We start from the raw sequence: 15,195 nt of genomic DNA on the forward strand, positions 1-15,195 counted from the left end.
CCATCACCCGCTCCATACGTAAGGCTCATATAGCTCAGTAGGTAGAGCACTTCCTTGGTAAGGAAGAGGTCACCGGTTCAAATCCGGTTATGAGCTCCAGTTTTTTGATAAAATTGGCATTAATTGCGTAACATCGCTATCTAAAGCGTACAAACTGTTGAATAATACTTTTTTTGGTATATAATCATCGGTTCTTTGGTTTTGTCTGAAACAGGTCAGTAGTTCAATTGGTAGAATGGCGGTCTCCAAAACCGTTGGTTGGGGGTTCGAGACCCTCCTGGCCTGCCACTCAGACGATAGCAAGCACTTACATTATTACCTTTTCGTAAATAACAATAATGAATACTCAAGCGGAAATACAAACGCCGGTTTTTGATATAGTCAAACAAGTTTTTTCGGTTCTTCTTGTGGTTGCAGGTGTTGCTGCATTTTATTATTTCGCTGAAGTTTCCGTTTTATACCGCGTTATTGGTTTGTTGGTTGTCGCCCTGGTTGTTTTGGGCTTGATGTTCACAACTAATCTTGGGCGTAATACTTGGAATTTTTTCCTGGAATCTAAGCAGGAAGTCAGGAAAGTCGTTTGGCCTACCCGTGAAGAAACCAGTCGCACCACTTTGCTAGTGTTTGCTATGGTTTTCACTGTTGGCCTGATTTTGTGGCTGTTAGATATGGTTCTGTTCTGGGGCGTGCAACATTTGACTGGACAAGGTGGATAATAATATGGCGCTACGTTGGTATGTGGTTCACGCCTATTCAAATTTTGAGGGCAAAGTCAAGCAAGCCTTGGAAGAGAGGATAGTGCGAGAAAAGCTGGATCAGTTTTTTGGAAAAATTCTGATACCTACCGAAGAGGTTGTTGAAATGCGGTTGGGGCAGCAGCGCAAAAGCGAAAGAAAGTTTTTCCCAGGTTATGTCTTGGTTCAGATGGAGTTGACTGATGAGACCTGGCATTTGGTAAAAGATATTCCCAAGGTATTGGGCTTCATTGGTGGTACATCAGATAGACCCGCTCCTATCTCAGAAAAAGAAGCAATGGCCATACTCAATAGGGTAGAAGATGGCATCAATAAGCCTCGCCCCAAAACGTTGTTTGAGTCGGGTGAAGTTGTCAGAGTCATTGATGGGCCATTCAAGGATTTCAATGGTGCTGTTGAGGAAGTAAATTACGAAAAAAATAAGCTAAAAATATCAGTGCTTATTTTTGGTCGGTCAACGTCAGTTGAGCTGGCTTTTGGGCAGGTAGAAAAAATCTAAATAGGCTAAAACCTAAGTAACCTGTGTTATTCACACATAAATTTTGTTGAATCCCTGTCTTAATTAAGACGGGGATTTTTGTGTCTAAGGGGAGCTGAAATGCGTTTGTACCCACATCGGAGAGAAAAATGGCAAAAAAAATAACTGCATACATCAAGTTGCAGGTCAAAGCAGGTGAAGCAAATCCAAGCCCGCCAGTAGGTCCAGCACTCGGTCAGCGCGGTGTAAATATCATGGAGTTTTGTAAGGCTTTTAATGCAAAGACTTCGGATGTAGAAAAAGGTCTGCCTTTGCCGGTAGTTATCACTGTGTACAGTGATCGTAGCTTTACCTTTATCACCAAAACGCCACCGGCAACTATTCTCCTCAAAAAAGCACTTGGCTTAAAAAGCGGCAGTAGTAATCCAAATACCAAAAAAGTAGGGACTGTAACGGTCGCTCAATTGGAAGAAATTGCGAAAACCAAGATGGAAGACCTGAATGCCGCAACTTTGGAAGCGGCCGTTAAAACGATAGCCGGCAGTGCGCGTAGCATGGGCCTGAATGTGGAGGGCTTGTAATGGCTAAGTTGACCAAAAAAGCAAAGATAATTAAGGCAAAAGTCGATAAGACCAAGCAATATTCAATCACCGAGGCCGTTCAGTTATTGAAAGAGCTCAGCACGGCAAAATTTGGTGAGGCGATTGATGTCAGCGTCAATTTAGGTGTTGACCCTCGTAAATCCGATCAGAACGTTCGTGGCGCGACCGTGTTGCCTAACGGGACCGGTAAAACGGTCAGAGTGGCGGTTTTCACTCAGGGTCCAAATGCTGAAGCTGCTAAAGCCGCTGGTGCCGATATAGTCGGTATGGATGACTTAGGTGACCTAGTCAAAAAAGGTGAAATGAATTTTGACGTGGTTATTGCTTCTCCAGATGCTATGCGGGTTGTCGGTCAATTAGGTCAGATATTAGGGCCAAGAGGTCTGATGCCTAACCCAAAAGTAGGCACAGTGACGACTGATGTCGCTACTGCGGTAAAAAATGCTAAGTCCGGACAGGTGCGTTATCGTACTGATAAAGGTGGCATTATTCACTGTACGCTCGGCAAAGTAAGTTTTGATGCAGCTTCTATTCAAGGAAACTTGGAGGCATTGCTTTCAGACTTAAAAAAGGCTAAGCCGACTGCTGCAAAAGGCATCTATATCAAAAAAATTACGCTTTCTTCAACCATGGGCCCTGGGCTTTGGTTGGATCCGAGCAGCATCACCAGTTAAGTAAAGAACTTTGGGTTGTCGGTAATCGACAGCCGTCAAAGACCGCAGGAGTTGAAAAACTTAATATTTCCTGCGTAGACGGAAACCTGAACCTGATACAGGGAATGGAACCGTAGGGGTATCCATGTGGATATGTTTAAGACACTGAGGTGTCAGATAATAATGGGGGTCACCTGTGGCATTAAATTTAGAGGGTAAAAAAGCGGTTGTGGAAGAAGTTTCCAAATACGCCGCCAAAGCCCACTCTGCCGTGGCAGCAGAATACCGTGGTTTGACAGTTTCGGAATTTACAGAGCTCCGTAAAACTGCCAGGGAAACAGGTGTTTATGTGCGCGTAGTAAAAAACACGCTGGCAAAAAGAGCGGTAGCAGGAACAGAATTTGAATGTATGGGCGATGCATTGGTAGGGCCACTACTGATTGCATTTTCTATGGAAGATCCAGGTTCTGCGGCACGCTTGATTAGCAATTTTTCTAAAGGTCATGACAAGCTAGTCACTAAAATAGTGGCAATTGGCGGACAGTCTTATGGTGCGTCTGAGTTGGCGCGTCTAGCACGCCTACCTACTCGTGACCAAGGTATTAGCATGTTGATGTCCGTCATGAAAGCGCCTGTTGAGAAGTTGGCTCGGACTCTGGCTGCAGTCAGAGATGAAAAGCAAGCGGCGTAAGCTTAACTAAACCAGTTAAATATTTAAGAATTAAGAGGAAATACAATGGCAATTGGAAAAGAAGACATCCTGGAAGCAGTATCAAAAATGACTGTGATGGAAATTGTTGATTTAATTTCAGCAATGGAAGAAAAATTTGGTGTTTCTGCTGCAACAGCCGTTGCTGCTGCGCCTGCTGCTGCCGCCGCAGTGGCTGAAGAGCAAACAGAGTTTGATGTCATTATGACAAGCTTTGGTGAAAACAAAGTTGCAGTCATTAAAACAGTCCGTACCATTACCGGTCTGGGCTTAAAAGAAGCGAAAGATGCGGTTGAAGGTGTGCCGACAACCATTAAAGAAGGCGTACCTAAAGCGGAAGCTGAAGATGTTAAGAAGCAGCTTGTTGAAGCAGGCGCGACTGTTGATATTAAGTAACAACTTAATACAAGACCAGGCTTCGGCCTGATAAAAACTCGGTCGGTGGCAATGTTGTCCCCGACCTTTTTCTGTTTGCATCAAGCATACAGCAAAAAATAATTCACAGCGAAAAAGGTCTGGAAGCAATATGTCCTACTCTTTTACAGAAAAAAAGCGTATCCGAAATAACTTTGGGAAAAGTACAGAAGTACTTGATGTTCCCTATCTCCTGGCAACTCAAATCAATTCTTATGCTGATTTTTTACAGGCTGATCTACCGCCTCTAAAGCGCATAGACAATGGCTTACATGCAGCATTTTCGAGTGTTTTTCCTATAGAAAGTCATTCCGGCTATGCAGTTCTGGAGTACATCAGTTATCGATTAGGCGAGCCCACTTTTGATGTAAGAGAGTGTCAGCAACGTGGGGCGACTTACGCCGCGCCATTGCGTGTGTTGGTGCGCTTGGTAATTTACGATAAAGAATCCGCTGTCAGCGCAAAGGTCGTTAAAGACATTCGCGAGCAGGAAGTTTTTATGGGCGAATTGCCGCTGATGACCGATAACGGCACGTTCGTTATTAACGGAACTGAGCGCGTAGTCGTTTCTCAGTTACACCGTTCGCCAGGCGTGTTCTTCGATCATGACAAGGGCAAAACTCACTCATCAGGTAAGTTGTTGTTTAATGCCCGTGTCATTCCTTATCGGGGTTCATGGCTAGATTTTGAATTCGATCACAAAGACTGTGTTTACGTCCGTATAGATCGCCGCAGGAAAATACCTGCAACTATTTTGTTAAGGGCTTTGGGTTACAACAACGAAGAATTAATTAACATATTCTTCGATACCAACCATTTCACCTTAAGTTCTGAAAAATGTTTGTTTCACATCATTCCTGATCGTATGCGTGGCGAAATTGCAGCATTCGACATCAAGCATGATGATAAGATGTTAGTGGAAGAAGGCCGTAGGATCACTGCCAAGCACATTCGTGAAATGGTTAAGTCCGGCCTTGCTGAAGTTGAAGTGCCGAGGGAATATCTGCTTGGTAAAACCATAGGACACAACCTAGTTGATCCGATTACGGGCGAGCTGGTAGCCAAAGTCAATGATGAGTTGACCATAGCAATGTTGGATCGCTGTATAGAAAATGGCATTACAGAAATTAATACTTTGTTTGTCAATGATTTGGACAACGGTCCTTACATGTCCAATGCGATGCGCTTGGATTCAACCAGCAATACCCTTGAAGCATTGGTTGAAATTTATCGCATGATGCGTCCTGGTGAGCCACCTACCAAAGATTCCGCTGAAAACCTATTCAAAAACCTATTTTTTACTGACGAACGGTATGATTTATCGAATGTCGGTCGAATGAAGTTTAATCGACGTTTGGGTCGTCAGGAGATTACTGGGCCAGGGACATTAACTAATGAAGACATTATTGATGTGCTCAAAGAGTTAATCAACATCCGTAATGGTGATGGCAACGTAGATGACATCGACCATTTGGGTAACAGGCGCGTACGTTCTGTTGGCGAAATGATTGAAAACCAATTCCGCGTGGGTTTGGTCAGAGTAGAAAGAGCTGTCAAAGAAAGGTTAACACTAGCCGATTCAGAAGGTTTGGTGCCGCAAGAAATTATCAATGCGAAACCAGTATCAGCGGCGGTAAAAGAGTTTTTTGGTTCTAGTCAGCTTTCGCAGTTCATGGATCAAAACAACCCTTTATCGCAGGTGACCCACAAACGCCGTGTTTCGGCATTAGGGCCGGGTGGTTTGGCGCGGGAACGTGCAGGCTTTGAGGTACGTGACGTACATGCCACCCATTATGGTCGAGTATGTCCTATTGAAACGCCAGAAGGACCAAACATCGGCTTGATAAATTCCTTGTCGGTCTATGCCAGAACCAACAGTTATGGTTTTTTGGAAACGCCTTATCGTAAAGTCATTGATGGCAAAGTAACCGACCAAGTCGATTATTTGTCCGCTATCGAAGAAGGTGAATTCGTCATTGCACAGGCCAGTGTTGCCGTTGACAAGAAAGGAACGCTGGTAGATGGGCTGGTTTCATGTCGGCATAAAGATGAATTTACCTTGGCTATGTCCGACACCGTTCAATATATGGATGTGTCTTCAAAGCAAATCGTTTCGGTAGCAGCATCGATCATTCCATTTTTGGAACATGATGATGCTAACCGTGCGCTCATGGGTTCTAACATGCAGCGCCAGGCTGTTCCTACGCTTAGGGCTGAGAAGCCTTTGGTTGGTACCGGTATGGAACGGACAGTCGCTAAAGATTCCGGCGTGACGGTTGTTGCGGCGCGTGGTGGAAGTATTGAAGCAGTTGATGCTGCGAGAATCGTTGTTCGCGTCAATGACACGGAAACGGAAACCGGCACCCCTGGTGTTGATATTTACAACCTGACCAAATATACAAGGTCGAACCAAAATACCTGTATTAATCAGAAACCGCTAGTTAAAAAAGGCGACATTGTTAATGTGGGCGATATTATGGCCGATGGGCCATCCACCGATATGGGTGAGTTGGCATTAGGGCAAAATATGCTGGTTGCCTTCATGCCTTGGAATGGTTATAACTTCGAGGATTCGATCTTAGTGTCAGAGCGGGTGGTCAAAGAAGACCGTTTCACGACCATTCATATTGAGGAAAAAACCTGTGTCGCACGGGATACCAAACACAGTCCAGAAGAAATAACTGCCGACATTCCGAATGTCAGCGAAGAAGCCTTATCCAAGCTCGATGAGTCTGGCATTGTCTACGTGGGTGCTGAGGTCAAAGGCGGTGATATTCTGGTCGGTAAAGTCACGCCCAAGGGTGAGACCCAATTAACCCCTGAAGAAAAATTGCTGCGTGCTATTTTTGGTGAGAAAGCCGCTGATGTAAAAGACACCTCCTTACGCGTACCTGGCAGTATTGAAGGGACTGTCATCGATGTGCAAGTATTCACCCGCGACGGAGTCAAGAAAGATAAGCGTGCGCTAGACATTGAAGAGCAAGAAATTAAGCGTTATCGCAAAGATTTGGACGATCAACTCAAAATTCTTGAAGGCGATATTTTTGCCCGTGTAGCTAAGCTATTGTTGGGTAAAGACGCAAAATCAGGCCCAGGACAGTTGAAGGCCGGTACTGAAATCACGCAAACTTACCTGGATAGCTTGAAGCATTCAGAGTGGTTGAAGATCAGGATGAAAGACGAGGACTTAAATGTTCAGCTTGAGTTGGTTGTTTTGCAGGTTGAACAGCAACGTAAAGCGTTTGATGAAAAGTTTGAGATAAAACGCAAAAAAATCACCATGGGTGATGATTTGCCGCCGGGCGTACTTAAGATGGTCAAAGTTTATCTGGCGGTCAAAAGACGTATTCAGCCGGGTGATAAGATGGCCGGACGACATGGTAACAAAGGTGTAATTTCCATGATTAGGCCGATTGAAGATATGCCATATACGACTGATGGTAATCCTGTTGATATTGTATTGAATCCGCTGGGTGTACCATCCCGTATGAACGTTGGTCAGGTGTTGGAAACTCATTTGGGTTGGGCAGCTAAGGGTTTGGGTATCAAAATTGGCAAAATGTTGGAAGCCAGAGCCAAAGTTGTTGAAATTAGAGAGTTCCTAGATAAGATTTACAACGGTAGTGGACGTAAAGAAGAGTTGGATTCATTCTCTGATAAAGAGATCATCGAAATGGCTACTAACTTGATTGATGGCGTACCGATGGCAACACCCGTGTTTGACGGTGCGAGTGAAGATGAAATTCGCACGATGCTGAGATTGGCTGATCTTCCTGAGTGTGGTCAGGTTACCTTATATGATGGCTTAACTGGTGAGCCTTTTGAGCGTCAAGTTACCGTTGGCTATATGTACATGCTGAAGTTGAACCATTTGGTAGACGACAAGATGCACGCTCGTTCAACAGGCCCTTACAGCCTTGTTACCCAACAACCATTGGGTGGTAAAGCCCAGTTTGGTGGGCAACGTTTTGGTGAGATGGAAGTCTGGGCTCTTGAGGCGTATGGTGCGGCGTATACCTTACAGGAAATGCTTACCGTTAAATCTGACGATGTCACAGGTAGAACTCGCATGTATAAAAACATTGTCGATGGCGATCACAAAATGGAAGCCGGAATGCCGGAATCGTTTAATGTTCTGATTAAAGAAATCCGTTCGTTGGCCGTCAATATAGAGTTGCAGCGGGAATAACTACCCTAGTGTGCAAACTAACTGACAGCTTGTTCTGGAACCTACCAGAAAATACTTAAAGAGGATAAATTCTTGAAAGATTTAATGAATTTCTTAAAACGCCAAGGGCGTTCGGATGATTTCGACGGTATTCGTATCGGCTTGGCTTCTCCTGACATGATCCGTTCGTGGTCGTATGGAGAAGTAAAAAAACCGGAAACAATCAATTACCGTACCTTCAAGCCAGAGCGGGACGGTTTATTCTGTGCGAAAATTTTTGGCCCAGTCAGCGACTATGAGTGCTTATGCGGCAAATATAAACGCCTAAAGCATCGCGGTGTAATCTGTGAAAAGTGCGGCGTTGAAGTCACGCTTTCCAAAGTTCGCCGTGAGCGAATGGGGCATATTGACCTGGCGAGTCCAGTCGCGCACATCTGGTTTTTAAAATCGCTGCCTTCTCGCATCGCTTTGCTGCTGGATATGACGCTGCGCGAGATTGAGCGCGTCCTGTATTTTGAATCCTTTGTCATCTTGGATTCAGGCACAACCCCGTTAAATAAGGGACAATTGCTGACGGATGATGAATATCTAGATGCAGTAGAACAATACGGTGATGATTTCACTGCAAAAATGGGTGCAGAAGCCATTTATGACTTGTTAAAGTCAATTGATTTAAAAGAAGTTGTCGGTATTTTGAAAGAAGATATTGGTGCCACCAATTCGGAAACCAAAATCAAAAAACTATCAAAACGTCTGCGAGTCATGGACGCGCTGATTGCTTCCAAAAATCGTCCTGAGTGGATGATTCTAAAAGTATTGCCAGTATTGCCGCCCGAATTGCGCCCATTAGTTCCTTTGGATGGGGGGCGTTTTGCGACTTCTGACCTGAATGATTTGTATCGCCGCGTCATTAACCGAAACAACCGTTTGAATCGGTTGTTGGACTTAAGTGCGCCGGACATTATTGTACGCAACGAAAAACGTATGTTGCAGGAATCTGTTGATGCGTTACTAGATAATGGTCGTCGTGGACGAGCCATTACCGGTACCAACAGAAGACCGCTGAAATCTCTTGCAGATATGATTAAAGGCAAACAAGGACGATTCAGACAAAACCTGCTGGGTAAGCGGGTCGATTATTCAGGACGCTCGGTTATTGTGGTGGGGCCAACATTAAGGCTTCATCAGTGCGGCTTGCCTAAAAAAATGGCGTTGGAGTTGTTCAAACCGTTTATTTTTAGCAAATTGCAATTCCGTGGCTTGGCTACGACCATTAAAGCAGCAAAGAAAATGGTCGAAAGGGAAGGGCATGAAGTCTGGGATATTCTCGAAGAAGTCATCCGTGAACACCCGATTCTATTAAACCGCGCACCAACTTTACATAGGCTAGGGATACAGGCGTTCGAACCGATCTTGATCGAAGGCAAAGCCATCCAGCTTCATCCTTTGGTATGTAGCGCATTTAACGCTGACTTTGACGGCGATCAGATGGCGGTGCATATACCATTGTCCATCGAAGCCCAATTAGAAGCACGGACTTTAATGATGGCGACGAATAATATTTTGTCGCCAGCGAATGGTGAGCCTGTCATTAACCCGTCGCAAGACGTGGTATTAGGATTGTATTACATCAGCCGCGAAAAAATAAATGCTAAAGGTGATGGCAGTATTTTTGGCAGTGTTGGTGAGGTTCATAAAGCCTTACTTGCCAAATCTGTTGAATTACAATCAAAAATTCAGCTACGCATTACTGAAAAAACCACTAACGAAAAAGGCGAAATTGAAAGTAAAACGCATCGGGTATCCACTACCGTTGGTCGTGCTTTGATTTGGGAAGTTGTGCCTGATCGTATGCCGTTTGATATAGTCAACTGCGATATGACTAAAAAGAACATTTCGCGGTTGGTCAATTACAGTTATCGCCATTTAGGTAACAAAGACACGGTTGTCCTTGCTGACCAAATCATGTATTTGGGTTTCCGGTATGCGACGATTTCGGGTGTGTCTTTCGGTATTGAAGACATGGAAATACCGGCTAAAAAAGCCGATATTATCAAAGCGGCGGAATCAGAAGTGGGCGAGATTCAATCCCAATATGCTTCTGGTTTGGTAACCGACGGCGAACGCTATAATAAAGTTGTCGATATTTGGTCTCATGCCAACGACCAGGTGGCTAAAGTGATGATGGACGGTTTGGGTGAAGAATCTGTCGTCGATGCGGATGGCAAAACCGTTAAGCAGAAATCATTTAATTCTATCTTTATGATGGCGGAATCTGGTGCACGTGGTTCAGCGGCGCAAATCCGGCAGTTGGCAGGTATGCGTGGGTTGATGGCTAAACCGGACGGTTCAATTATTGAAACGCCTATTACTGCAAATTTTAGGGAAGGGCTTGACGTATTACAGTACTTCATCTCTACTCACGGTGCTCGTAAAGGTTTGGCCGATACCGCATTAAAAACTGCAAACTCTGGTTATTTGACGCGTAGGTTGGTGGATGTCGCTCAGGATCTGGTGATTACAGGACAAGATTGTGGAACCTCCGATGGGTTAATTATGACCCCTATCATTGAAGGGGGCGATGTTGTAGAGCCGCTTTCAGAGCGTGTATTAGGTCGGATTGTTGCCATTGATGTTATGGATGCGACAGGTGAAAACCTTGTTGTGCCTAGAGGCACTTTACTCGATGAGCATTGGGTTGCCGTGTTGGATGAACACAGTGTGGATCAGGTTTTGGTTCGTTCAATCATTACCTGTGAAAATAGGCATGGGGTTTGCGTTGCTTGTTATGGTCGTGATTTGGGTCGTGGGCATTTGGTCAACATTGGTGAAGCTGTCGGCGTTATTGCCGCACAGTCAATTGGTGAGCCAGGTACGCAGTTGACTATGCGGACTTTCCATATCGGTGGTGCGGCTTCACGATCTGCAACAATCAATAATGTACAAGTCAAATCAGCAGGAACTTTGCGGCTAAATAACTTAAAGTCGGTAATTAACCGCGAAGGTAATCTCATCGCGGTGTCAAGATCGGGCGAAGTAGGTCTGGTTGATGATTACGGACGGGAACGGGAGCGTTATAAAATCCCTTACGGTGCTGTGCTTTCAGTTAAGGAAGGCGATAAAGTTAATGCCGGCGATATTATAGTAAATTGGGATCCGCACACGCATCCAGTTATTACCGAAGTTGAAGGTTTTGTCGAAATGTTCCATTTTGTTGATGGTGTGACCGTACAAAAACAATCTGACGAAGTAACGGGATTGAGTGCAATGGTGGTTACCGATCCCAAGCAAAGAGGTAGTGCGGGTAAGGAATTAAGGCCAATGGTTAAATTGATAGATGCAAGTGGTGACACTATCTATCTGCCCGGCACTGAAATTCCAGCACAATACTTTTTGCCCACGGGGGCTATCGTAGGGATTAAGGACGGTGGTGAAGTGAAAGTCGGTGACGTTCTCGCCAGGATTCCACAAGAGTCCAGTAAAACCAGAGATATTACCGGAGGTTTGCCGCGCGTAGCCGATTTATTTGAAGCACGTAAGACCAAAGATCCAGCGATATTGGCGGAAACGAGCGGAACAATTTCCTTTGGCAAGGAAACCAAAGGCAAGCAGCGCGTTATCATTACCGATGCAACTGGCGAGCAAGTAGAAACGCTGATCTCAAAATGGCGGCATATCACCGTATTTGAAGGTGAGTATGTCGAAAAAGGCGAGACAATTGCCGAAGGTGAATTAACACCGCATGATATTCTCAGATTGCGGGGCGTTGAAGAGCTGGCTAACTATTTAGTCAAAGAAATTCAAGATGTATACCGTCTGCAAGGGGTTAAGATCAACGATAAGCATATTGAGGGGATCATTCGTCAAATGCTAAGAAAAGTCGAGATTACCGCGCCAGGAGATACCTTGTTCATGAAGGGAGATCAAGTGGAGCGTGCTGCCCTAAGGGAAGAGAACGACAAGATTGAAAGGGAAGGAAAAATTCCGGCAAGCTATGAGTCGATACTGTTAGGCATCACCAAAGCGTCTCTGGCTACAGAGTCCTTTATATCGGCTGCTTCATTCCAGGAAACCACCCGCGTTTTGACTGATGCGGCGGTGCGTGGACTTAGCGATAGTTTGCAAGGGCTGAAAGAGAATGTAATCGTCGGCCGACTGATTCCAGCAGGAACAGGCTTGGCTTATCATGAAGCCAGAAAAAATAGACTGGCTCAGAGTCAAATCATTGATACTGAATCAGCATCGACTGTTGATACAGATGATGTTGAAGAAGCGCTCAAGCAGGCATTAAATATTTAGTAAGATAAACCAATAAATTCAGCTTGACCTCAATATTGTTAACAAGTATCATGCTCTGCTCACATGGGCTTAAGTACTTGAGCTAAGTCGACATATTATTTAGCCGTTAGCATTGTTGGGATTGGCGGTTTATATAATGTATTAAGACACCTATACTGAATTCGGAGTAAAGAAAAATATGGCCACGATCAACCAATTGGTTCGTAAGCCGCGTGCTAAAAGAATAGAAAAAAGCAACGTCCCTGCATTGGAAGCTTGTCCGCAGCGTAGGGGCGTGTGTACTCGTGTCTATACAACGACACCAAAGAAGCCTAACTCGGCCCTTCGTAAAGTTGCTAGGGTAAGGCTTACCAATGGGGCAGAAGTCAGTAGCTACATTGGTGGTGAAGGGCATAATCTTCAAGAGCATTCCGTGGTCTTAATCAGGGGTGGTCGGGTAAAGGATTTGCCTGGTGTTCGGTATCATGTGGTACGTGGTAGTTTGGATGCGTCAGGTGTAAACAATAGGAAGTGCGGTCGTTCCAAATACGGAACAAAGCGTCCCAAAGGCAAATAAAATGTTGGTGAAGAATGTCTAGAAGAAGAGTCGCTACTAAAAGAGAAATTATTCCTGATCCACGGTACGGCAGCGTCATGTTGACCAAGTTCATGAATATGATCATGGAAAGTGGCAAAAAGTCTATTGCTGAAGGGATTATATACGGCGCTCTGGAAGTAATTGAGAAGAAAGGTCATGGTGAGCCTTTAGAAGTTCTCTCAAAAGCACTGGAAAATGTTCAGCCTAGAGTTGAAGTAAAATCTCGTCGTGTCGGTGGTGCAACCTATCAAGTTCCTGTTGAAGTGCGCCCATCCAGACGCATGGCTTTGGCGATGCGTTGGTTGATAGATGCTTCTCGCAAACGGAATGAACGGACTATGTCATCCAAATTGGCGGGTGAGTTGATGGACGCGTTTGAGAGTAGAGGTTCTGCTGCCAAAAAACGTGAAGATACTCATAGGATGGCTGAAGCTAATAAGGCGTTCTCGCATTACCGCTGGTAGAAAAACAAGATAAAGCCCAGGCTTTAACGGTGGTTAGAAAAACCCCAATAGAGCATTATCGCAATATAGGGATAATGGCTCATATTGATGCAGGCAAGACCACTACGACGGAAAGAGTGCTGTACTATACCGGTATCTCCCACAAGATTGGTGAGGTTCATGATGGTGCGGCAACCATGGATTGGATGGAGCAGGAGCAGGAAAGAGGAATCACCATTACTTCTGCTGCCACGACTTGTTTTTGGAGTGGCATGGAAAAACAGTTCCCACAACATCGGATCAATATCATTGATACGCCGGGACACGTTGATTTCACCATAGAAGTGGAGCGTTCATTGAGGGTTCTTGATGGGGCTTGCGCGGTTTTTTGTGCCGTAGGTGGGGTTGAGCCACAGTCTGAAACCGTGTGGCGACAAGCGAACAAGTATCATGTTCCTCGCTTGGCTTTTGTTAATAAGATGGATCGCACTGGTGCTGACTTTCTGCGTGTCATTAAGCAGATTGAGGCCAGGCTGGGAAGTAAGGCAGTTCCTATGCAGCTACCTATCGGTGCTGAAGAGCATTTTGAAGGGGTGGTTGATCTGCTTAAGATGAAGGCCATTTATTGGAATGAAGCCAATATGGGCATGACTTTTGAGGAAAAGGAAATTCCAGATAGTATGCTTGCTGACTGCATGAAGTGGCGGGAGCATATGATAGAAGCGGCAGCGGAAGCCAATGAAGAATTGATGGGTAAATACCTTGAAGAAGGTGTTTTAACCAATGAAGAGATAAAGCAAGGTGTTCGACATCTCACTATAGCTAATCAGCTCGTCCCTGCTTATTGCGGGTCAGCGTTTAGAAACAAGGGTGTTCAAGCCATGTTGGATGCGGTGGTTGAGTATTTGCCGTCACCGGTAGACATTAAGCCGATTGAAGGTGTGCTTGATGATGAGATTACTGAGGCGGTTCGTCCGGCATCAGATAATGAGTCTTTTTCTGCGCTGGCATTCAAGATAGCAACTGATCCTTATGTCGGGACGCTAACTTTTTTCAGGGTGTATTCTGGGGTTTTGAACTTAGGGGATACGGTTTATAACCCTATAAAAAAGAAAAAGGAACGGATTGGGCGTATTGTGCAGATGCATGCCAATAGCCGTGAAGAAGTAAAGGCCGTGTGTGCTGGCGATATAGCGGCAGCAATAGGGCTGAAGGATGTGACAACTGGGGACACGCTTTGCGACCCGAATCACATCATACTACTTGAACGAATGGAGTTTCCAGAGCCAGTGATTTCGGTTGCGGTCGAGCCGAAAACTAAGGCGGATCAGGACAAAATGGGGATTGCTTTAGGAAAGCTAGCCCAGGAAGACCCATCATTTAGGGTTCATACCGATGAAGAATCGGGGCAAATAATAATATCGGGGATGGGCGAACTCCATCTTGAAATTATTGTTGACCGGATGAAAAGGGAATTCAGCGTGGCAGCGAGTGTGGGTGCACCGCAGGTGGCTTACAGAGAAACCATTCGTGCTACGGTTGAACAAGAAGGAAAATTTATCAGGCAGTCGGGCGGAAAAGGTCAATATGGTCATGTCTGGTTGCGGTTAGAGCCCAAGGAAAGAGGTGCTGGCTACGAGTTTGTAAACGAAATTGTTGGTGGGGTTGTTCCGAAAGAATATATTCCAGCAGTGGATAAAGGAATTCAAGAGCAGCTAAAAAGCGGTGTCCTAGCAGGGTATCCCGTTTTAGATGTGAAAGTGTCCTTATTTGATGGTTCGTATCACGATGTTGATTCGAGCGAGATAGCTTTTAAGATTGCAGGTTCCATGTGTTTTAGAGAAGGTGCAAGGAAAGCAAATCCTGTTTTACTCGAACCTATTATGAAAGTGGAAGTTGTTACCCCAGAAGATAATATGGGGGATGTAGTTGGCGATATTAATAGGCGTCGAGGAATGATACAAGGCATGGAAGATACCCCCTCGGGGAAAATAATTGGTTGCGAAGTACCGCTAGCGGAAATGTTCGGTTATGCAACTGATTTGCGTTCGGCAACACAGGGGCGAGCTACTTACAGTATGCAGTTTGAAAAATACA

General features: G+C 45.1%; 11 protein-coding genes and 2 tRNA genes. All 13 read left to right on the top strand.

Annotated elements, in window-relative coordinates; translation table 11 throughout:
• Positions 1 to 23: 23 nt before the first annotated feature.
• A tRNA-Thr gene (locus ABL924_RS15355) sits at positions 24 to 99 on the top strand.
• 113 nt (positions 100 to 212) lie between these two features.
• Positions 213 to 288 (top strand) — tRNA-Trp (locus tag ABL924_RS15360).
• 50 nt (positions 289 to 338) lie between these two features.
• Positions 339 to 716: a preprotein translocase subunit SecE gene (secE, locus tag ABL924_RS15365; protein WP_349027977.1), complete on the top strand. Its 378-nt coding sequence runs from the start codon at positions 339 to 341 to the stop codon at positions 714 to 716.
• 4 nt (positions 717 to 720) lie between these two features.
• The gene (gene nusG / locus ABL924_RS15370) at positions 721 to 1,254 is read left to right on the top strand and encodes a transcription termination/antitermination protein NusG (RefSeq protein WP_349027978.1); all 534 of its coding nucleotides are present in this window, start codon (positions 721 to 723) and stop codon (positions 1,252 to 1,254) included.
• Positions 1,255 to 1,382: 128 nt separating this feature from the next.
• Positions 1,383 to 1,814, top strand: a complete 432-nt coding sequence (gene rplK, locus ABL924_RS15375; protein ID WP_349027979.1) for a 50S ribosomal protein L11 — start codon at positions 1,383 to 1,385, stop codon at positions 1,812 to 1,814.
• Complete coding sequence (gene rplA / locus ABL924_RS15380; protein WP_349027980.1) at positions 1,814 to 2,509, top strand: 50S ribosomal protein L1; 696 nt, start codon at positions 1,814 to 1,816, stop codon at positions 2,507 to 2,509. The genes rplK and rplA overlap by 1 nt, the downstream gene beginning before the upstream one ends.
• 175 nt (positions 2,510 to 2,684) lie before the next feature.
• The gene (gene rplJ / locus ABL924_RS15385) at positions 2,685 to 3,179 is read left to right on the top strand and encodes a 50S ribosomal protein L10 (RefSeq protein WP_349027981.1); all 495 of its coding nucleotides are present in this window, start codon (positions 2,685 to 2,687) and stop codon (positions 3,177 to 3,179) included.
• A 45-nt stretch (positions 3,180 to 3,224) separates the two neighbouring features.
• Positions 3,225 to 3,593 carry a 50S ribosomal protein L7/L12 gene (rplL, locus tag ABL924_RS15390; RefSeq protein WP_349027982.1) on the top strand — a complete coding sequence of 123 codons (369 nt, stop codon included), beginning with the start codon at positions 3,225 to 3,227 and terminating at the stop codon, positions 3,591 to 3,593.
• Positions 3,594 to 3,723: 130 nt separating this feature from the next.
• A complete protein-coding gene (rpoB, locus tag ABL924_RS15395) occupies positions 3,724 to 7,800 on the top strand; it encodes a DNA-directed RNA polymerase subunit beta (protein WP_349027983.1) in 4,077 nt (1,358 codons plus the stop codon).
• Positions 7,801 to 7,872: 72 nt separating this feature from the next.
• Positions 7,873 to 12,078, top strand: coding sequence for a DNA-directed RNA polymerase subunit beta' (gene rpoC / locus ABL924_RS15400; RefSeq protein ID WP_349027984.1), 4,206 nt, complete (start codon positions 7,873 to 7,875; stop codon positions 12,076 to 12,078).
• Positions 12,079 to 12,256: 178 nt separating this feature from the next.
• The gene (gene rpsL, locus ABL924_RS15405) at positions 12,257 to 12,634 is read left to right on the top strand and encodes a 30S ribosomal protein S12 (RefSeq protein WP_023494753.1); all 378 of its coding nucleotides are present in this window, start codon (positions 12,257 to 12,259) and stop codon (positions 12,632 to 12,634) included.
• Positions 12,635 to 12,648: 14 nt separating this feature from the next.
• Entirely contained in the window at positions 12,649 to 13,119 is a 471-nt protein-coding gene (gene rpsG / locus ABL924_RS15410) for a 30S ribosomal protein S7 (RefSeq protein ID WP_349027985.1), read from the top strand.
• A 29-nt stretch (positions 13,120 to 13,148) separates the two neighbouring features.
• Positions 13,149 to 15,195: elongation factor G (fusA, locus tag ABL924_RS15415; protein WP_349027986.1), on the top strand; the 2,047-nt coding region annotated here is incomplete at its 3' end.

It is taken from the genome of Methyloglobulus sp. (genome assembly GCF_040079455.1).
GTDB lineage: Bacteria > Pseudomonadota > Gammaproteobacteria > Methylococcales > Methylomonadaceae > Methyloglobulus.

Bases quoted from the DNA above. Each gene is read 5' to 3' on its own strand.
- secE (WP_349027977.1), top strand. From the start codon at position 339: ATGAATACTCAAGCGGAAATACAAACGCCGGTTTTTGATATAGTCAAA.
- nusG (WP_349027978.1), top strand. From the start codon at position 721: ATGGCGCTACGTTGGTATGTGGTTCACGCCTATTCAAATTTTGAGGGC.
- rplK (WP_349027979.1), top strand. From the start codon at position 1,383: ATGGCAAAAAAAATAACTGCATACATCAAGTTGCAGGTCAAAGCAGGT.
- rplA (WP_349027980.1), top strand. From the start codon at position 1,814: ATGGCTAAGTTGACCAAAAAAGCAAAGATAATTAAGGCAAAAGTCGAT.
- rplL (WP_349027982.1), top strand. From the start codon at position 3,225: ATGGCAATTGGAAAAGAAGACATCCTGGAAGCAGTATCAAAAATGACT.
- rpoB (WP_349027983.1), top strand. From the start codon at position 3,724: ATGTCCTACTCTTTTACAGAAAAAAAGCGTATCCGAAATAACTTTGGG.
- rpsL (WP_023494753.1), top strand. From the start codon at position 12,257: ATGGCCACGATCAACCAATTGGTTCGTAAGCCGCGTGCTAAAAGAATA.
- rpsG (WP_349027985.1), top strand. From the start codon at position 12,649: ATGTCTAGAAGAAGAGTCGCTACTAAAAGAGAAATTATTCCTGATCCA.